At 62.0% G+C, this 19257-nt stretch carries 14 protein-coding genes, 1 other RNA gene and 1 pseudogene; 10 read left to right on the top strand and 6 right to left on the bottom strand.

From position 1 onward, the window contains the following. Positions 1 to 102: 102 nt before the first annotated feature. The gene (locus HNP98_RS13725; protein WP_173810650.1) at positions 103 to 2454 is read left to right on the top strand and encodes a M1 family metallopeptidase; all 2352 of its coding nucleotides are present in this window, start codon (positions 103 to 105) and stop codon (positions 2452 to 2454) included. A 161-nt stretch (positions 2455 to 2615) separates the two neighbouring features. Here the strand turns inward: HNP98_RS13725 and HNP98_RS13720 are convergent, their stop codons facing one another. Together HNP98_RS13720 and HNP98_RS13715 are read right to left on the bottom strand one after the other, a co-directional pair. Continuing rightward, the gene (locus tag HNP98_RS13720; protein ID WP_173810649.1) at positions 2616 to 3302 is read right to left on the bottom strand and encodes a cytochrome b/b6 domain-containing protein; all 687 of its coding nucleotides are present in this window, start codon (positions 3300 to 3302) and stop codon (positions 2616 to 2618) included. A gap of 25 nt (positions 3303 to 3327) precedes the next feature. Continuing rightward, a complete protein-coding gene (locus HNP98_RS13715; RefSeq protein WP_173810648.1) occupies positions 3328 to 4560 on the bottom strand; it encodes a pyridoxal phosphate-dependent aminotransferase in 1233 nt (410 codons plus the stop codon). Between the two features lie 418 nt (positions 4561 to 4978). On the opposite strand from HNP98_RS13715, the gene HNP98_RS13710 reads away from it, so the two are divergent. Next, positions 4979 to 5632: a class I SAM-dependent methyltransferase gene (locus tag HNP98_RS13710; RefSeq protein ID WP_173810647.1), complete on the top strand. Its 654-nt coding sequence runs from the start codon at positions 4979 to 4981 to the stop codon at positions 5630 to 5632. Between the two features lie 112 nt (positions 5633 to 5744). Here the strand turns inward: HNP98_RS13710 and icd are convergent, their stop codons facing one another. The 3 genes from icd to HNP98_RS13695 form a co-directional block, all read right to left on the bottom strand. Then, positions 5745 to 7010 (bottom strand): NADP-dependent isocitrate dehydrogenase, encoded by a 1266-nt coding sequence (gene icd / locus HNP98_RS13705; RefSeq protein ID WP_173810646.1) that lies wholly within the window; start codon positions 7008 to 7010, stop codon positions 5745 to 5747. A gap of 126 nt (positions 7011 to 7136) precedes the next feature. Beyond that, positions 7137 to 10109, bottom strand: a complete 2973-nt coding sequence (locus tag HNP98_RS13700; RefSeq protein ID WP_317171107.1) for a M16 family metallopeptidase — start codon at positions 10107 to 10109, stop codon at positions 7137 to 7139. 115 nt (positions 10110 to 10224) lie between these two features. Beyond that, positions 10225 to 12267: a DNA polymerase III subunit gamma/tau gene (locus HNP98_RS13695; RefSeq protein WP_173810645.1), complete on the bottom strand. Its 2043-nt coding sequence runs from the start codon at positions 12265 to 12267 to the stop codon at positions 10225 to 10227. Positions 12268 to 12462: 195 nt separating this feature from the next. Between HNP98_RS13695 and ssrA the strand changes: the two genes are divergently transcribed. The 6 genes and pseudogenes from ssrA to HNP98_RS13670 all read left to right on the top strand — a co-directional run bounded on the left by ssrA (position 12463) and on the right by HNP98_RS13670 (position 17474). Continuing rightward, positions 12463 to 12834, top strand: a transfer-messenger RNA (tmRNA) gene (gene ssrA / locus HNP98_RS13690). Between the two features lie 364 nt (positions 12835 to 13198). Continuing rightward, a complete protein-coding gene (locus tag HNP98_RS13685) occupies positions 13199 to 14518 on the top strand; it encodes a sugar porter family MFS transporter (protein ID WP_173810644.1) in 1320 nt (439 codons plus the stop codon). 49 nt (positions 14519 to 14567) lie between these two features. Further along, a complete protein-coding gene (locus HNP98_RS13680) occupies positions 14568 to 15464 on the top strand; it encodes a carbohydrate kinase family protein (RefSeq protein ID WP_173810643.1) in 897 nt (298 codons plus the stop codon). A gap of 140 nt (positions 15465 to 15604) precedes the next feature. After that, positions 15605 to 16498 (top strand): annotated as a pseudogene (locus HNP98_RS22360) (glycoside hydrolase family 32 protein); the annotation flags it as partial. Beyond that, a complete protein-coding gene (locus tag HNP98_RS22355; RefSeq protein WP_317171109.1) occupies positions 16493 to 17008 on the top strand; it encodes a GH32 C-terminal domain-containing protein in 516 nt (171 codons plus the stop codon). The pseudogene HNP98_RS22360 and the gene HNP98_RS22355, both read left to right, overlap by 6 nt. Before the next feature lie 115 nt (positions 17009 to 17123). After that, a complete protein-coding gene (locus HNP98_RS13670) occupies positions 17124 to 17474 on the top strand; it encodes a hypothetical protein (protein ID WP_173810641.1) in 351 nt (116 codons plus the stop codon). A 14-nt stretch (positions 17475 to 17488) separates the two neighbouring features. Here HNP98_RS13670 and HNP98_RS13665 read toward each other — a convergent pair whose 3' ends face one another. Next, the gene (locus HNP98_RS13665; protein WP_173810640.1) at positions 17489 to 17815 is read right to left on the bottom strand and encodes a hypothetical protein; all 327 of its coding nucleotides are present in this window, start codon (positions 17813 to 17815) and stop codon (positions 17489 to 17491) included. A 598-nt stretch (positions 17816 to 18413) separates the two neighbouring features. Between HNP98_RS13665 and HNP98_RS13660 the strand changes: the two genes are divergently transcribed. Beyond that, complete coding sequence (locus HNP98_RS13660; RefSeq protein ID WP_173810639.1) at positions 18414 to 18758, top strand: hypothetical protein; 345 nt, start codon at positions 18414 to 18416, stop codon at positions 18756 to 18758. 95 nt (positions 18759 to 18853) lie between these two features. After that, positions 18854 to 19231 (top strand): hypothetical protein, encoded by a 378-nt coding sequence (locus HNP98_RS13655; RefSeq protein WP_173810638.1) that lies wholly within the window; start codon positions 18854 to 18856, stop codon positions 19229 to 19231. Positions 19232 to 19257 lie beyond the last annotated feature (26 nt).

Below are 19257 nucleotides of genomic sequence, written 5' to 3'. Positions count from 1 at the left end.
ATAATACGGCGCGGCCAAGGTTCCTGCAACTCGCGGGCGTAATTTGCCACCTTTACCAATCTTGCCGCCTCGTCCGTTTTGTTGAAACTTACTCCCCGGTTTATGCCCCGTTTTTCCTCTTTGAAGGCCGTGCTGCTCCTGCTGCTGGCCGCCCCGGCGGCCCACGCGCAGCTCACCAACTCCGGCACCGACAAGTTCGCGCAGCTCGAAACGCTGCTGCCCACCGCCAACAGCTACCGCACCGCCAGCGGGGCCCCGGGCCCCAGCTACTGGCAGCAGCGGGCCGACTACACCATCGCCGTGACGCTTGACGACGCCAAACAGGCCATTTCGGGCCGCGAAACCATCACCTACACCAACCTCTCGCCCGACACGCTGCCCTACCTCTGGGTGCAGCTCGACCAGAACATCCTCGACAAGAACTCCATCACCACCGCCACGCAGGTGGCCGCGCTCGACACGCGGGTGGCGTTCCAGGCGGTGGACAACATGGTGCAGCGCGACTTCGACGGCGGCTTCAAAATCGAAGCCGTGACGGCGGCCGACGGCAAGGCCCTGGCCCACGTCATCAACCACACCATGATGCGGGTGGATTTGCCCCGGCCGCTGGGGCCCAAGCAGTCGGTGTCGCTCAAAATCAACTGGCGCTACAACATCAACGACCAGCTGAAAATCAACGAGCGCAGCGGCTATGAGTACTTCCCGCAGGACAAAAACTACCTCTACGAAATCGCGCAGTTTTACCCCCGCATGGCCGTGTACTCGGATTTCCAGGGCTGGCAGAACAAGCAGTTTCTGGGCAACGGCGAGTTTGCCCTGCCCTTCGGCGACTACCGCGTGAGTATTACGGCCCCGGCCGACCACGTGGTGGGGGCCACCGGCACGCTGCAAAACCCCGCGCAGGTGCTCAGCAGCGCCCAGCAGGCCCGCCTGCGCCAGGCCGTGGGGGCCAAAAAGCCGGTGCTCATCGTGAGCCCGGACGAGGCCTTAAAGAGCGAAGGCGGCCACCCCACCGGTACCAAAACCTGGACGTTTGCCGCCAAAAACGTGCGCGACTTCGCCTGGTGCAGCTCGCGCAAGTTCATCTGGGACGCCATGGGCATCCAGCAGGACGGCAAGCCGGTGATGTGCATGAGCTACTACCCCAAGGAAGGCAACCCGCTGTGGGGCAAGTACTCCACCGAAGTGGTGGCCCACACCATCCGCACGTATTCCAAGTTCACCATCCCCTACCAGTACCCGGTGGCCATCTCGGTGCACGGCCCGGTGGGTGGCATGGAGTACCCCATGCTGTGCTTTAACGGCGGGCGGCCCGAGGCCGACGGCACCTACTCGGCCGACCGGAAATACGGGATGATTTCGGTGATTATCCACGAAGTGGGCCACAACTTCTTTCCGATGATTGTGAACTCCGACGAGCGGCAGTGGACGTGGATGGACGAGGGCCTGAACACCTTCTGCCAGTACCTGACGGAGCAGGAGTGGGAGCGCAACTACCCCTCGCGCCGCGGCGAGCCCAAGGACATCGTGGCCTACATGCGCACCGACAAGAGCCTGCAAACCCCGATTATGACCAACTCGGAATCGGTGCTGCAATTCGGCAACAACGCCTACGGCAAGCCCGCCACGGCCCTCAACATCCTGCGCGAAACGGTGATGGGCCGCGAGCTGTTCGACTACGCCTTCAAAACCTACGCCACCCGCTGGGCCTACAAGCACCCCACGCCGGCCGACTTCTTCCGCACCATGGAAGACGCCTCGGCCGTGGACCTCGACTGGTTCTGGCGCGGCTGGTTTTACGGCACCGACCGCTGCGACCTGAGCATCGACGCGGTGAAGTACTACAACGTGAGCACCAAGGACCCGAGCGTGGAAAACACGCGCCTGCAAAAGCTGCGCGAAGCCCAGCCCCAAACCGTGTCGCAGCAGCGCAACGCCCAGGACATCAAGCAGACGGTGGTGGACGAGAAGCCCGACCTCAAGGACTTCTACAACAGCTACGACCCGCTGGCCGTGACCGACGCCGACCGCGCCCGCTACACCGCCTACACCAAAACCCTGACGCCCGCCCAGCAGCAGCGCCTGCGCGACAACACCAACTTCTACGAGCTGAGCCTGCACAACGTGGGGGGCCTCGTGATGCCGGTGATTTTGCAGCTCACCTACGCCGACGGCAGCCAGGAAATCCAGAACATCCCCGTCGAGCTGTGGCGCAAGAACAACGAGCTGGTCACCAAAGTCGTCACTACGAGCAAGCCGGTGGTGAGCTTCGTGCTCGACCCCTACCTGCAAACCGCCGACACCGACCTGAACAACAACGCCTACCCGCGCCAGCCCGTGGCCTCGCGCTTCGAGCTGTTCCAGCAGTCGCTGCCGACCCAGCCCAACCCCATGCAGCTGCAAACCATCCAAAGCTCCACGCAGAAGGCCGAGGACAAGCCGCTGAATAAGTAAGCGACCGTTGCTTCCTGCCCACGCGAAAAGAGCGGCTCCCGGGAGCCGCTCTTTTCGCGTGTAGTCAAGGGCTCAAAAGGGCGCTGGCCTGGTAATCAGGGCCCCGGCGTCGCAGCGTCGCGGTGAGCCAAGCGCATGCAGGGCCCCGGGGGCTGCCGTGGCTAAGCGCGCTGGTTGCCGGCTTTGATGCCGCTGACCATCCGCGAGATAAGGCCGTGGTCCTCGGTGATTTCCGACCACAACACGCCGGCCAAATGCAGCACGAAGAAGCCAATAATCAAATACATGGTCACGTTGTGCACTTCTTTCACCGTGTGCTCAATACTGTGCAGAAATGATACGTCGTCAGCCCAGGTAAGGGCCAAGCCAGTGATGACCATGACGGTCAAAAAAGCATAAAACAGCGCGTAAGTAGCCTTCGCAAACAGGTCGTGGCGGGCGTCGCCCTTGTCGGCGGGCGGGGCCAGGCGGTACTTGCGGGCCACCAGCAGCAGGCGCGTTGAGAAGCGTACCTCGGCAGGGCCCCGTAGTTCCAGGGCCACGCGCAGCAGCCAGAACGCCGCCAGCGCCAGCCCGATGGCGATGTGCCAGTCCCAGATTCGGTCGCTGATAATGTGAGCAAACGCCCGTCCTTGCTGTTCAGTGGGCACCACGCCGTCCTTGGTTCCCGCCTTAATAAATTCTGGGATGGCCGAGCGAGCGTTCACGATGACCTTCAAAAATAGAATGGTCAGCAGCTGGCCCGTTACCAGCAGCGCGTTGCCCCAGTGCCAGACACGCAACGGGGCGGAGTAGTCGTGGGTAGGCAGGGCAGCCGGTGCTTGGGTGGGAGGCGAAACGGGAGTCATGGGCACAAAAAATAAGGAGCGGTAATCAAGCCGTCGCTACGGCGGCCGCGTCCGCAAGTTGCGCAGTGCGGCCCGGATACACGCGCAGCGCCTGGGCCAGGCAGTCGAACGCCGCGTCGAGGGCAGTGCGGTTGATGACGTAGGCGAGGCGCACTTCCTGCCGGCCCAGGCCCGCGGTGTGGTAAAAGCCGTTGGCCGGCGAGAGCATCAGCGTTTGGTTGTCCAGCGTAAATTCTTCCAGCAGCCACTGCCCGAACTTCTCGGCATCGTCTACGGGCAGGCGGGCCACCACGTAGAACGCCCCGCCCGGCACGGGGCAGGTCACGCCCGGCATGGCCCGCAGGCGGGCCACGGTCAGGTCGCGCCGGGCCTGGTACTCGGCGCGGGTGCCGTCGAAGTAAGACGGCGGCAAGTCGGCGGCGGCCTCGGCGGCCAGCATTTCCAGCACCGGCGGGCAGATGCGCATTTGCCCGAAGCGCAGGGCCGCCTGCCACACGGCCGGGTTGCGCGTGACGAGGGCCCCCACGCGGGCCCCGCAGGCGCTGTAGCGCTTCGAGATGGTGTCGAGCACCACGGTGTGCTGCTCGCCGCCGGCCAAGCTCAGCACGCTGGTCGAAACGGCCCCGTCGTAGCAGTACTCGCGGTAGGCCTCGTCGGAGAGCAGGTACAGGTCGTGGCGGATGCACAGGCCCAGCAGGGCCTCCAGTTCGTCGCGCCGGTACACGTAGCCGGTGGGGTTGCTGGGGTTGCAGATGAGGATGGCGCGGGTGCGCTCCGTGATGACGGCCTCAAAATCGGCCAGCGGCGGCAGGGCAAAGCCGTCCTCGATGTGCGCCGTCACGGCCACGATGGCCACGCCCGCCGCGATGGCAAACGCTGTGTACGTGCCGTAAAACGGCTCGGCCACAATCACTTCGTCGCCGGGGTTGAGGCAGGTAAGCATCGCGAACAGGATGGCCTCGCTGCCCGCCGTCGTCACCATCACGTCCTCGAACCGCGCCGGGATGCCCGCCCGCTGGTAGTAGGCCGCCAGCTTGTGGCGGTAGCTCTCGGTGCCCGCGCCGGGCGCGTAGCCCAAAATCGTGAGGTCGGCGTGGCGCACCGCGTCCAGCATTTCGGGCGGCGTGAGCACGTCGGGCTGGCCGATGTTGAGCGGATAAACGACCTTGCCGGCCTGCTTGGCAGCCTCGGCAAAGGGCAATAACTTGCGAAACGGCGACACCGGCATGGCCTGGCCGCGGTGGGAGAGTGGTGGCATACCGGGCAAAGGTACGATTGGCCGTGCGGTAAGGAAACGCCCCGGCCGCGTGGGGCGTGGCGTTGCGCGGGCCGTAGCATCCTCAGCAAAGCCGCCAGCTCCGGCGAGCGTTGTTTAGCCGGTAACCTTGCAGCCGATGAGCAACGCAACTGCCCGGGTGCGGACGAAACAGCCGTCGCAGGTGTATAATTGTGCCGACGTGGCCTTATTTCAGCATTGCGGGCCGAAAAATCGTTGTTTGGCGCAACCGGTCTGGTCGTCACCCCATTGCTTGTTTCCATCAAAAAGAAGCTGCGGCCAGTATCCATTGCGGCTAGACTGCTAGGGATAACGTGGAACAAAGCGAAATTTTCAGGTCAAGACTTGGTGACTATTTTCGATTCCCCTCCTACTTTGATTGCTGCTACTTCAAAATAATATGAAATTGTTGCGACCTATTTTGCTGCCATCCAAATTCAGATTCATAGAGCGGTTTTATGATGACCAGCCATTTAGGCTACTAGACATCGGCGCTGGTAATCACTCCGCCTCGAACACTAAAAAATGGTTCCCAGCTTGTGAATACCATGGGGTCGATATGGATAAGAACTACCATAACGACGAAAATGATTTTCGGCTGATGACGGCATTCTACGAAATGAATTTGGAAGCACTGAATTTTGACGCTATCCCGAATAATTATTTCGATTTTATCGTCATGGCGCACGTTGTGGAACACTTGGCAAATGGAGATGCCGTGATTGAAGGATTATTGCCCAAGCTCAGGGTAGGAGGTATGATATACGTGGAATTTCCTGGTTATCATTCTACTACTTTGCCCAAGATGAAGGGCACGCTGAATTTTTTTGATGATGATACCCACGTCCGTATTTATTCGCTGCAAGAATTTTATAATATGTTTATGCGTAACAAGTTTCGAGTAATAGCCGGGGGTGTGCAACGGCGTTGGCACAATATCTTGCTGATTCCGTTTAAAATCCCTCATAATTTAATTAAATACAAAAGGGTAGTTCCCAGTATATTTTGGGATTTGCTGGGCTTTGCCGAATATGTAGTTGCAAAAAAGCAGTGAATGTTTTTGAAAGATGTTTTGATTTTAAATAAGAAGGTATTTTCACAAAGAAACCCGCGCCGGCCAAAGCCAACGCGGGTTTCTTATGATTGCCCGAGCAGCTGCCAAGCCACTACATGTTCTTCACAATCTCGGCCCCGAACTCGCTGCATTTCAGCAGGGTAGCGCCTTCCATCTGACGCTCGAAGTCGTAGGTGACGCGCTTGCTTTCAATGGAAGCCTCCAAACCCTTGTTGATGAGTTCAGCAGCTTCTTTCCAGCCCATGTGCTCCAGCATCATCACCCCCGAAAGGATGACCGAGCCGGGGTTCACCTTGTCCAGGTTGGCGTACTTGGGGGCCGTGCCGTGGGTGGCCTCGAAGATGGCGTGGCCCGTCACGTAGTTGATGTTGGCCCCCGGGGCGATGCCGATGCCGCCCACGATGGCCGCCAGCGCGTCGGAGATGTAGTCGCCGTTCAGGTTCAGGGTGGCCACCACCGAGTACTCGGCGGGGCGCAGCAGAATCTGTTGCAGGAAGGCATCGGCGATGCTGTCCTTGACGATGAGCTTGCCCTGGTCCTGGGCCTGCTTTTGCAGGGCGTCGGCCACGGTCACGCCCTGCTTGGCCACGATTTTGTCGTACTGGGCCCAGGTGAACACCTTGGAGCCGAACTCCTTCTCGGCCAGCTCGTAGCCCCAGGTTTTGAAGGCCCCCTCGGTGAACTTCATGATGTTGCCCTTGTGGACAATCGTCACCGACGGCTTCTTGTGCTCCAGGGCGTACTTGATGGCGGCCCGCACGAGGCGCTCGGTGCCTTCTTTGCTCACCGGCTTGATGCCGAACGACGACGACTCGGGGAAGCGAATCTTCTTCACGCCCATCTCGTCCACCAGGAATTCCAGCATTTTCTGGGCCTGGGGCGTGCCGTTCATGTACTCGATGCCGGCGTAGATGTCCTCGGTGTTCTCGCGAAAGATGACCATATCGGTTAGCTCCGGGTGCTTCACCGGCGAGGGCACGCCGTCGTAGTAGCGCACGGGGCGCACGCAGGCGTACAGGTCCAGCTCCTGGCGCAGGGCCACGTTCAGCGAGCGGATGCCGCCGCCCACGGGCGTGGTCAGGGGCCCCTTGATGCCCACGAGGTAGTCGCGGAACGCGTCGAGGGTTTCGGTGGGCAGCCAGTTGCCGGTTTGCTTGAAGGCTTTCTCGCCGGCCAGCACTTCCTTCCACACCAACTGCTTTTTGCCGCCGTAGGCTTTCTCCACGGCCGCGTCGAATACAAGCTGCGAGGCGCGCCAGATGTCCGGGCCCGTGCCATCGCCCTCGATGAAAGGAATAGTGGGTTTGTCGGGTACGTTTAGTTTGCCGTTTTTGATGGTGATTTTCTGCTCTGCCATGTGGAAAAGGGTTGTCGGTTATTTAGGGTCAATTGTCAGGTGGGAACGGTCGGTTGTTGTTACGGCGCGGCGGCCGCGCTGGTCATCGGCCTGACCACCGAGGACCGCCAACGGGGGAATAAAAAATTAATAGCCAAAGATTTCCGGCAGCGTGAGCTGCTGCACAGAGCCGTATTTGGCGAGTTCTTTAAAGTTGAGCCGGTCCTTGGAGCCAATCACCAGGATGACCTGGTTCTGGCCCTTCACCTTCGTGGACTGAAACTGCTTCAAGTCCGCGAAGCTCATCTTCTGGGTCTGGTCGTACACGTCGCGCCGCAGGTCGTAGTCGAGGCCCAGGCGGCGGGCCCGCTCGTAGCTCAGCAGGATGCCTTCGTGGGTGATGCGGTCGGTGGCGATGCTGTTGCGGATGCTCTGCTTGGCGATTTCCAGGTTGGCGTCGGCCAGGGGCATGTCGGTAAACAGGGCTTCCATGCCGCTCATGGCCTCCGGCAGCTTGTCGCTCTGGGTGCCGATGTAGCTCACGATGTAGTTGGAGCGGCCCAGCTTGTCGGCGTTGGCGTAGCGCGAGGCGGCCGAGTAGGCCAGGGCCTTGCTCTCGCGCAAGTCCTGGAACACAATGCTGCCCATGCCCCCGCCGAAGTATTCGTTGTACAAGCTCACCGTGGGCACCATCGCCTTGTCGTACAAGTCGCCCTTGGTCAGGAACAGGATTTCGGCCTGCACCATGTTGTAGTCCACCCAATAAACTTTCTTCTCCTTCAACGGCTGCTCCGCGAAGTCCTTGGCGGCCGGGTCGGGGAGGAGCTTGGCAGGCGTCTGATGCTCGGTACGCAGTACGGCTACGGTGGCCTCGACAGGCCGGGGCCCGTAGTACAGCACCCGGTGCTGGTACGTCGGCAGCTTCTGGAGCAGCGCGGTTAGCTGCTCGGGCTTCAACGCATTCAACTTCTTTTCGCTCAGAATATTGGTGAACGGATTCCGGGGCCCATACTTCGCGTAGTTCAGCATGGCCTGGTTCAGAATCACGCCCTTGTTGAGCTTTGAATCCTGGCGCTGCTTGAGGATGCCGGCCACCTGGCTCTTCAGGGCCCCCGCGTCGGGACGCGGGCTGTTGAGCAATTGCTCAAATAGCTTCAGAGCCGGCTCCAGGTTGTCATCCAGTCCGCTTAGGCTGATAAGCACCCGGTCGGGCCCGCTGCTGACGGCGAACGAGCAGCCCAGCTTGTAGAACTCCTGTTGCAGCTGCGCCGCCGAATATTGGCCGGTGCCCAGGTATTGCAGGTAGTCGGTGGCCACGTCCAAGAGCGGGTCGTTGTTGGTACCCAGGTCGATGGCGTAGAACAGGCTGAACAGCCCATTTTCGGTGTTTTTAGTATAATACAGCGGCAGCCCTGGCTTAATCTCGGCCGTTTGAATGTCCTTCTTGTAATCGACGAACACCGGCTGTAGCTCCGTGCTCGGCAGCTTCGACACCTGCGTGTAGAAGGCCGAGGCCGCGTCGCGGTTGGCCGGCACCGGCGTGATGGCCGGCTTCACCACCTTCACCGTGCTCACGTCCTTGCCGGTGCGCTTGAACACGGTGGCGTAGCCGGGCCCGTAGTTGTCGTTGGCAAACTTGACGATTTCGGCTTTCGTGAGGGTGCCGAAGTCGTCCTGCTGCTTCACGTAGTCGGCCCAGCTCACGCGCTCAATAAAGGCTTCGTACAGGGCCCCGGCGCGGGCTTCATTGCTCTCGTAGGCCTTGGTGCGCTGAAGCTTTTCGTTGTTGACGATGGCCGGAATCAGCCAATCCGGGAACTGGCCCTGCTTCACCTTGTCCAGCTCGGCCAGCAGCAGGCCCTTCACCGCTTCCAGCGACTGCCCCTGGCGCGGCGTGCCGTAGATGACGTGCGTAGAATAGTCGTCGTTGAGGTCGGTGAACGAGGCGGCTTGCAGCACTTTCTGCTGCTGGTTCAGGTCGAGGTCGATGAGGCCGGCCTGGCCGTTGGTGAGGATTTTGTCCAGCATCCGCAGGCGCACCGCGTCGCGGGTGGCTTTGCCGGGCAGGCGGTAGCCCAGCATTACGTTTTCCGACTGGGGCCCCACCACTTCCTTCACGAGGGGCGCGGCAATCGGTTGCTCCACCGGCGACGTGAAAACCGGTACCGGCTTGCTCGGCAGCTCGCCGAAATACCGATCAATCAGGCGAATGGTTTGGTCGTAGTCCAGGTCGCCGCTCAGGCACAGGGCCACGTTGTTCGGCACGTAGTACTGGCCAAAATACTTCTTAATCTCAACAATCGACGGGTTTTGCAAGTGCTCAATTGTGCCGATAGTCGTTTGGGTGCCGTAGGGGTGCGTGGGGTAGAGCGCCGCGTTCAGCGTCTCAAACTCCTTGCTGAAATCGTTGTCCAGGCCCCGGTTTTTCTCCTCGTACACGGCCTCCAGCTCGGTGTGGAACAGGCGCGGCACCATCTCCTTGAGGCGTTCGCTCTGCACGGCGGCCCATTTTTCGAGCTGGTTGCTCGGAATGTCTTCCTGGTACACCGTCTCCTCGTTGGAGGTGTGGGCGTTGGAGCCCTTCGAGCCGATGCTGCCCATCAGCTTGTCGTACTCGTTGGGCACGGCGTAGCGGGCCGCCACCCCCGAAATCGAGTCAATCTGGTGGTAGGTGCGCTTGCGGGCCGCGGGGTCGTTGCGTTCGCCGCGGTACACCTCGTACAGGGCCTCAATCTTGTCCAGCTCGGGTTTCTCTTTGCTCCAGTCCTTGGTGCCGAGCCGCGACGTGCCCTTGAACACCATGTGCTCCAGGTAATGGGCCAGGCCGGTAGCGGTGGCCGGGTCGTTCTTCGAGCCCGCCCGCACGGCCAGGTAGGTTTGGATGCGGGGGGCGTTTTTGTAGTCCGACAAATAAACCGTCAGCCCGTTGGCCAGGTGGTACACGCGGGCGCTGAGCGGGTCGTTGGGGGCCGTTTCGTAGGGGTAGGTTTTGGCGGCTACGGGCGGCGCGGGCGCGGCGGGCGCTGTTGTGGCTGCGGTGGGCTGGCTGGTGCGGCATTCAGTAGTGGCCAGCCCCAACACTGCCAGCGTGGGCAGCAACAGCAAATGGGATTTTTTCACGAAATGGGTGGGCAAAAGCTAGCTTCAGGACGAAAAAACAAAGGTAGCTGGCCGATAGGGGAATAAAAAACGGTTTTTACGGGTTTTGCCAACCCGTTGAGGCCCCCGGTAGCCCCTAAAAATCAGCCTCCAACCCCAGCCGCTGCTTGGCCTCGCGCAGGGCCGGAAACCGCTCGGCCAGGTACTCAAACTTGTCGGTGGAGGTATACAGCTTGCGGGCCGTGGGGGCGGCCTGCGCCACCACGGGCACCACGTTCAGGCGCGGGTGGCCGGTGCGGCGGCGCAGCTCGGCCAAAAATTCGGTGCGGATGTCGTTGAACTGGTCCTCCTGCACAGGGTTGTCCACCGTCAGCTCGATGCGGTGGTCGGGGCCCGCGGCCACGGGCCGGTTCAGGAGCGTGTACTCGCTCATGCGGTCCTGGGCGCGGCGCTCCTCGGCCATTTCGCGCCACACGCGTTGCAGCAGGGCCTCGTTCACGGGGGCCACCGGGCCGGACGCAGGCAGCGGCTCGGCCACGGCCTGGGCCGCCGGGCCCGTCGGGCGCGTGCCAAAATCCTGGAGGCTGGGCAGCCTGCTGCCCCCGCCGGCCGCCAGGTTCAGCAGCGACGGCGGGGCCGGCCGGGGCTCCGGCTCCAGGCCTTCCATGCTCGGGGCCCCGATTTCTACGTGCGGCAGCGTGTCGCGCAGCTGGTGCCGCCCGGTCTCGGCCACCGCCAAATCGGCCTCGATGCTGGGCGTGTCGTGCAGCTCGTCCACGCCGTTTTCCACGGGCAGCGGCTCGGGGCCGTCGGCCGGGGCGGGCGCGGTTATGGGTGCCTGGCTTTTGGTGCTTGGTGCTTGGTGCCTGGTGTCTGGTGCCTGGTACTCTGCCTCTGCCCGCGAGGCTGGAGCAATGGGTTCTGGCTGGGTTGGGGCTAATGACGGCGGGGCCGCGGGTACTGGGGCGGTTGCATGCGGGGCCACCGGCAGCGCCGGGGCCTCGGCCGCGGGGCCCTCGGCTAGGCCGCTAGTTTTTTTTTTAGCGGCTTCCGGGCCGTTCACGTCGCGCACAAACTGCACGGCCCCGTTCAGATAGGCCAGCTTCATGAGCGCCAGCTCCACGTGCAGGCGCTGGTTTTTGGCTTGCTTGAAGTCCCGGTCGCACTGGCTCACCAGGTTCAGGGCCGAGAGCACGAAGGCCAGGGGCGCGGCCTGGGCCTGGGCCACGTACTGCTTGCGGATGCCGTCCGACACTTCCAGCAGCTGCACCGTCACGGCGTCTTTGCACACGAGCAGGCCGCGCAGGTGCTCGGCGGTGCCCACCACGAAGTTGTGCAGGTCGAAGCCCTGCTGTACCACCTCGTCTAGCAAGAGCAGCGCGGCCGACAGGTCCTCGCCCAGCAGCGCGTCCACCAGCCGGAAGTAATAGTCGTAGTCCAGCACGTGCAAGTTCTGCACCACGTCCTTGTAGGTCAGGTGGTTGCCGGCAAACGTCACCATCTGGTCGAACATCGACAGCGCGTCGCGCAGGCCCCCGTCGGCCTTTTGGGCCAGCAGGTGCAGGGCGTCGTCCTCGGCGGCAATGCCCTCCTGGGTGGCCACGTAGCGCAGGTGCTGGCGCATGTCGTCCACCCGGATGCGGCTGAAGTCGAAAATCTGGCAGCGCGACAAAATCGTGGGGATAATTTTGTGGCGCTCGGTGGTGGCCAGGATGAAGATGGCGTAGGACGGCGGCTCCTCCAGCGTCTTCAAAAAGGCGTTAAAGGCCTGATTGGACAGCATGTGCACCTCGTCGATGATGTAGATTTTGTAGCGGCTGCCGGCCTGCGGCGGGTAGCGCACCTGCTCCACCAGCGAGCGGATGTCCTCTACCGAGTTGTTGGAGGCGGCGTCCAGCTCGTGTACGTTGAAAGAAGCGTTTTCCTGGAACGCCACGCACGAGGCGCACACCCCGCAGGCCTCCGTTTCGGGCGTGAGGTTGGTGCAGTTGATGGTTTTGGCCAGGATGCGGGCGCAGGTGGTTTTGCCCACGCCGCGCGGGCCGCAAAACAGGAACGCCTGGGCCAGGTGCTGGCTCTGGATGGCGTTTTGCAGGGTGGTGGTGACGTGCTGCTGCCCCACCACGCTGCGGAAGGTGGCGGGACGGTACTTCCGGGCCGAAACGACAAAATTCTCCATAGGACTTCCTACAAAGTTACCCCGAAAACAGGGCGTTTAAAAGCCCGGCCGGCGGGTTTGCGGCGCGGTGCCGGCCGGGCCCGGGGCCCGAAACCTTTCGTCGCCGCCCGGCGTTTACTCCGTCCCGCGTACCTTCGCGGCCCGCCAACGAACCCCTCGGGGGCCCGCGGCGGAAACTCGTTCTTCTTAATTACTGGGGCTGACCGGAATTGACAGCTTGTGTACTTCGCGGGTAAGCGTGCCGGGAGTTGGTCGAAGCTCTCCCGTTAAAAAATCGCCCAAACAACAACTGGCGACTATTCGTACGCCATGGCTGCCTAGTTCAGAATTAGGTAATGCCATCGTGCCGCCCGGGTCGGTTTTTACACCTGGGAGTTCGGCGCGTCGCAAGTAGAAACTAGCCTCCGAAGAGCTGTGATTCGGGGGCGAAGCCCAACTGCAGCTAAGGGCGTTTCAAGGGCCTGATGTGCGCCTGAAACGCCTCGAAAATCTAAGCATAGATACGCACGTAGAAAGCACGTCGATTTCCTTGTCTGGACCAGGGTTCGAATCCCTGCAGCTCCACCGTTTGCTTGCTAAACCCCCTTTGAAAAGCCCCAAATCGCACGATTTGGGGCTTTTTTGGCTGTATGCGATACGGGCCTTCCCCAAAAGCTGAGCGCCTGGCGAGCCAGGTGCGTCCCACGCTAGGGCAACGCGCGGGCAAGCCACTTTCCGTGTCCAGAACGTTGCCCACGAATATCGGGCACTGGCCCGCGGCCGGCCGGGCGCGTCCGCCCGAAAAACCGTTTGTGCCGCGCCAATCGAAGGTTTGCGCTTTGCGCGGCGGCGGCAATCTGCTACGTAGTGCCCCCCCTTGCCGCTTCGTAAGCTGGGGCGTTGCTGCCGATTACCGGCTACCTTGCCAACACTTATCTCAACTGGAATTCCCATGAAAAACAACGTCTTTTTCTGGGCCATCGTCGTGGCGCTGGGCGGCTTCCTGTTCGGGTTCGACACGGCCGTGATTTCGGGGGCCGAGAAGGCCATTCAGCAGGTGTGGGGCCTGAGCCCCTGGGAGCACGGCTTCACCATCGCCATCGCCTTAATTGGCACGGTGTTCGGGGCCATTTTTGGGGGCCTTCCGTCCGACCGGCTCGGGCGGCGCACCACCCTGAGCTGGATTGCGGTGCTCTACCTGGCGTCGGCGGTGGGCGCGGCTTTGTCGCCGGCCTGGGTGCCGTTCATGGTGTTCCGCTTTTTGGGCGGGCTGGGCGTGGGGGCCTCCTCGGTCACGGCCCCGCTCTACATCTCGGAAGTGTCGCCGCCGGCCTCGCGGGGCCGCATGGTGGGCATGTTCCAGTTCAACGTGGTGTTCGGCATCCTGGCCGCGTACCTGTCCAACTACCTGCTCAAAAACATTGGCCCCGACGCCTGGCGCTGGATGCTGGGCGTGCAGGCCGTGCCGGCCCTGGCGTTTTTCCTGCTGCTGTTCCGCATCCCCGAAAGCCCGCGCTGGCTGCTGCGCCGGGGCCGCGTGGCCGAGGCCCGCGCCGTGTTCGAGCGCATCGACCCGGCCACGGCCGAGGCCAACGTGGCCACCATCCTGCTGGCCAACGCCGCCGAGCAGGGCCCCGGCGAGTCGCTGTGGGCCCCGCAGTACCGGCAGCCGGTGCTGCTGGCGGTGCTCTTCGCCATGTTCAACCAGCTGGCGGGCATCAACGCCATCATTTACTACGCCCCGCGCATTTTCGAGATGACCGGGCTGGGCCAGGGCGCGGCGCTGCTTTCGTCGGCGGGTGTGGGGCTGGTCAATTTCGTCTTCACCCTGCTGGGCGTCAACATCATCGACCGGTTTGGGCGGCGCAAACTCATGTTCGTCGGCTCGGTCGGGCTGATTTTCACCCTGGGGCTGGTGGCGCGGGCCTTCTACGCCCGGCAGTTCAGCGGCTACACCGTGCCGGTGCTGCTGTTCGGGTACATCGCTTTTTTTGCCTTCTCGCAGGGGGCCGTCATCTGGGTGTTCATCTCCGAGATTTTCCCCAGCGCGGTGCGGGCCAAGGGCCAGGCGCTGGGCTCGAGCACGCACTGGGTGATGGCCGCCGCCATCACGTTCACGTTTCCCTACTTCACCGAGAAGCTGGGTGGGGGCAACACGTTCGCCTTTTTCTGCGCCATGATGGTGCTGCAGCTGCTGTACGTGTGGAAGATGATGCCCGAAACCAAGGGCACCACCCTCGAAGCCGCCGACAAGGCCCTGGTGCTGCACTAGGGCCGCTGCCGGGCCAGCGTTTTTCCTCCTCCTCTTACGCCGCTTTTTTATGAACAACGTCGTGTGCTTCGGCGAAACCCTGTGGGACATGCTGCCCACCGGCAAGCAGCCCGGCGGGGCCCCCTTCAACGTGGCCGTGCACCTGCACCAGCTGGGCCAGCCCGTGCAGCTCATCAGCCGCGTGGGCGACGACGACCTGGGCACCGAGCTGCTGGATTTCCTGGCGGCCCGCGGCCTTGCTACCGGCTACGTGCAGCGCGGCCACACCCACCTCACCGGCGTGGTGAAGGCCAACGTGGGCGACCGCCACGAGGTGGTGTACAAAATTGCGCAGCCCGTGGCCTGGGACTACATCCAGTACGACGAGGCGCTGGCCCGCGTGGTGGCCGGGGCCGACATGCTGGTGTTCGGCAGCCTGGCCGCCCGCCAGGCCACCACCCGCGAAACCCTGTACCGGCTGCTGCCCAGCGCCCGCTGCCGCGTGTTCGACGTGAACATGCGGCCCCCGCACTACACCCGCGAAGTGGTGCAGTACCTGCTCGAACACTGCGATTTGGTGAAAATGAACCACCACGAGCTGGCCGAAATCATGGACTGGTTCGGCAAAAGCGCCGACGACGAGGCCCCGGCGTGGCTGGCCGCCCGCTTCGGCTTACAAGCCGTGTGCGTGACGCAAGGGGCCGACGGGGCCCTGCTCTGGACCGCTGGCCACCTGTACCGCAGCCCGGGCGTGCCGGTGGCGGTGGCGGACACCATCGGCAGCGGCGACGCTTTTCTGGCGGCCCTGCTCACGGGCTGGCTGGCCGGCCGGCCGCCGCAGGAATGCCTGCGGTTTGCCTGCGCCGCCGGGGCCCTGGTGGCCACCCACCAAGGGGCCACGCCCGCCATTACCCCGGCCGACGTGGCCGCGCTACAACAAGCCATTCCACTGGCCACCAATGCCTAGCCCGGGCGCTGACGCCAACCGCTTTTTAACCATGAAAAAAATACTTTTGCTGCTGGGCCCAAACCGCCGCGCCCCAAACCGCCGCGCCCCAAACCGCCGCGCCCACCCCGCAGTACCGGCCCGCCTACCACTTCAGCCCGGCCGCGCACTGGATGAACGACCCCAACGGCATGGTGTTTTACCAGGGTACGTACCACTTGTTTTACCAGTACTACCCCGGCGGCACCACCTGGGGGCCCATGCACTGGGGCCACGCCACCAGCCCCGACCTGGTGCGCTGGCAGGAGCGGCCCATTGCCCTGTACCCCGACAGCCTGGGCTACATCTTCTCCGGCAGCGCCGTGGTGGACGCCGCCAACACCACCGGCTTCGGCAAAGACGGCAAGGTGCCCTTGGTGGCCATCTTCACGAGCCACGACCCGAAGGGCGAAAAGAAAGGCACGGACACGTTCGAAAACCAAAGCCTGGCCTACAGCCTCGACGCGGGCACAACCTGGACCAAATACGCGGGCAACCCGGTGCTGAAAAACCCCGGCAGCCGCGACTTCCGCGACCCCAAGGTGATGTGGTACGCGGCGGGCAAAAAGTGGGTGATGACGCTGGCCACCAAGGACCGCGTCACGTTCTACTCGTCGCCCAACCTGAAAGACTGGGCCAAGGAAAGCGAGTTTGGGGCCACCGCCGGGGCCCACGGCGGCGTGTGGGAGTGCCCCGACCTGTTTCCGCTGTTGCTGAACGGCCAGCCCCGCTGGGTGTTGGTGGCGAACCTGAACCCCGGGGCCCCCAACGGCGGCTCGGGCACCCAATACTTCGTGGGTAGCTTCGACGGCCACGCCTTCGTGCCGCTGAGCGAGCAAACCAAATGGGTCGACTACGGCCCCGACGACTACGCCGGCGTGACGTGGAGCAACACCGCGGGCCGCCGCATTTTCCTGGGCTGGCTCAGCAACTGGGACTACGCCAACCAGTTGCCCACCGCGCCCTGGCGCAATGCCCTCACGGTGCCGCGCGAGCTGGGGTTGCAGCGGGTGGGCAATGAAATCTACCTGACTTCGCAACCCGTGCCGGAGGTGCAAAAAATCGTCCGGCCCGGCATCACCCTCCGAAACGTTGCTGTGCGGCAGCCGCTCGACCTCACGCCGAAGCTGGGCAAGCTCGGCGATAAGTTTGAGCTGACAATCAAGGCGAAGCAGCTGGCGGGTTTTTCTTTGGTGCTGTCGAACGCCAAGGGCGAAGCGCTGGCCATCGGCTACGACCGAGCGGCCAACCACTACTTCATCGACCGGAGCAAGTCGGGCGTGGTGGGCTTTAACGCAAAGTTTGCGGGCCGCCACACGGCGCCGCGCCTGGCCACCGGCCCCGAAGCCAGCCTGACCCTGCTGTTCGACGCCGGCTCGGTGGAATTATTTGCCGACCACGGCCTGACGGTGATGAGCGAGCTGTTTTTTCCCACGGAGGCGATGACCACGCTCAAGCTCTCGGCGGACCATGGCTTCACCGTGCAGGAATTGACGTATTCGGCCGTGGCTGTGAAAGTGCAATGAGGTCGCCGAGCCGGCCCGGACAATACCGTTTGGTTAGGCTCTGGGCGGTGAGCGGGGCTAACCTCTGGCCGATGAATGCGTTGAAGCAGTAATTTTTCGCGTCATCAGCAACCCCATGAAAATACTGCGGCCAACCACTGCCGGGCTCCTGGGCCTGGCCAGCGTGCTGCTTGGCGCGTGCAACGAGCCCGCCCGCCAGCCTACTACGGCAACTGCCCCCGCCCCTGGGCAACCGCTCGAAGGAGCCCCCGGTACGCCGTCGGGCCCCCGTCCCAGCAACGAGGCCCTGAACGCGCCGGCCCAAACCACTGCTGTTCCGCTGAATCCAACCGAGCAAGCCGCCGCCGCGGCCGACTCGGCTTCCATTGGGCCCGCCGATAAGAGCGCGCCGTTTGTGGGAAAAACCGGGGCCCAGCCAAACCCCGGCAAAAGCCGGCCCTCGCCCGCCAACACCCGCACCCACTAGGCCTTAGTGCCCGACTACGGGCGGGGAGACAGCAAGGTAGTCAACTCATGGCTGGGCTCCAGGCCCACCACGTAGCCCTGAAAATACAGCGCGGCCGCCGGGTTGGCGGTAGCGGCGCTCTGGGCCGCCTGTATTTGCTGGGCAATCAAGCCAATGCCGTTGGGGTCGCGCTGCACAGAAATCCGGTAGGCGTTGCCATCGGCTTTGCCTTCGTCGAAGGCCGTAAGCGTAGCGGCCGCCCGCACCACGGGGGGGGCGGCGGCCACGGCATTTGCGGGCCCGCGGGTGGCCAACAGCAGTAATATAAACGCTACGTTTTGCAGGGGTAGAGCAAGTTTCATGGATGCGGGCAATTAGGTGGGGCGAGCAAGAATAAATCAAAAATATTGATTTTTTTGAAGAATGCAAAAGACGCTTCCCGTCGAATTGTGACTAGGATAAATCGCATTTTTTTATTTATTAAAATTAGCGAAGGCCATTTATTTGCCCGCTGAGAGGTATTTTAAGCTTCCTAGAAATAAAAATCAATAATAATGTGACATCTGTTTGGTGATTAGTTAATCAGATTAATTCGATACCGCCCGAATTTAATTTGTTTCGGATATCAATTGTATCGAATAAGTACAAAAGTATTTTGCTGCAAAAAATACTTTTTTATCCTGATTGAATTGCAGGAGCTGGATAACGGTCATTCAGCCGATTATTAATTATGTATTTTGATTAGTATGATTAGTATTTTAATTTTTAGCTAATGGTTTATTAATAGCGATTAAATTTTGCAAAATCGAAATTGTCAGGGTTGAGCTTATGATATTTAATACTACAATAATTAGAAAATTTATAACCCTTGCTTTGAGTTTTGCGTATAGCAGCCTGCCGTGGAAAAACGGCCCCATCTTGAACCACTTCCACTCCATTTCCAACCATAATTCGATTACCATGAAAACTTCCAAAATCTTCCTCGCTGCTTTGTTGACCGTTGGCATCACCAGCGTATCGATGGCCCAAACCACTCCGGGTACAACGACTCCGGGCACGACGGGCACGGGCACCACTACCGGCACAATGGGCACCACGCCGGCCACCGGCACGATGGGCACGGGCACCACTACCGGCACGATGGGCACCATGCCGGCCACCGGCACGATGGGCACGGGCACCATGAGCGACCAGTCGGGTACGATGGGTGCCGACAAAATGTCGACGGGCACCAAGTCCAAAGGCATGAAGCGCAACGGTAAGGGCAAAATGAAGTCGAGCACGACGACAACCCCGATGAACTAAAGCTGCCTTGGCCGCGAGGCCAAATGCTTGAATGACGGCTGTTTCGCTTAGAAGCAGCCGTCATTTTGCTTTAAAATACTTATTCCATTCCCGCCATGAAAGCCATCTTACTCGCCGCGAGCTTGTTGCTAACCGCGGCAGTGGCACAGGCCCAAACTGTGCCCCTCGACCCCACTGCCCCCGTGCGGGCCGGTAACCAGGGCCAAACCACGGTGCCGCCCGCCAACCCGGGCCTCAACCAAAGCACCATTCAGGGGCCGCCGGAGGTGCAGCGTACACTCACCAACCGCGACGCCCAGCCTTCGCGCCTCGACCCGGAAACGGGCTTCGTGCCCGCGTCGCCCGAGGGTTCGCCTACCGCTGTGCCCGACGTGCGCGAGCAGCCTCTGATTCGGGAGCAGCCGCGCCGCGAATCGACGGACATAGTGCCAAGCCGGGACCCGAGCAGCCGCAGCAGCAAAACGCCGTATTAAGTCGCTGGTTGTTGACGGTCATTTAT

This window comes from Hymenobacter caeli (genome assembly GCF_013294115.1).
Taxonomy (GTDB): domain Bacteria; phylum Bacteroidota; class Bacteroidia; order Cytophagales; family Hymenobacteraceae; genus Hymenobacter; species Hymenobacter caeli.
The sequence above is the reverse complement of the archived record's forward strand: the minus strand, read 5'-3'. Positions and strand labels throughout refer to the sequence as shown.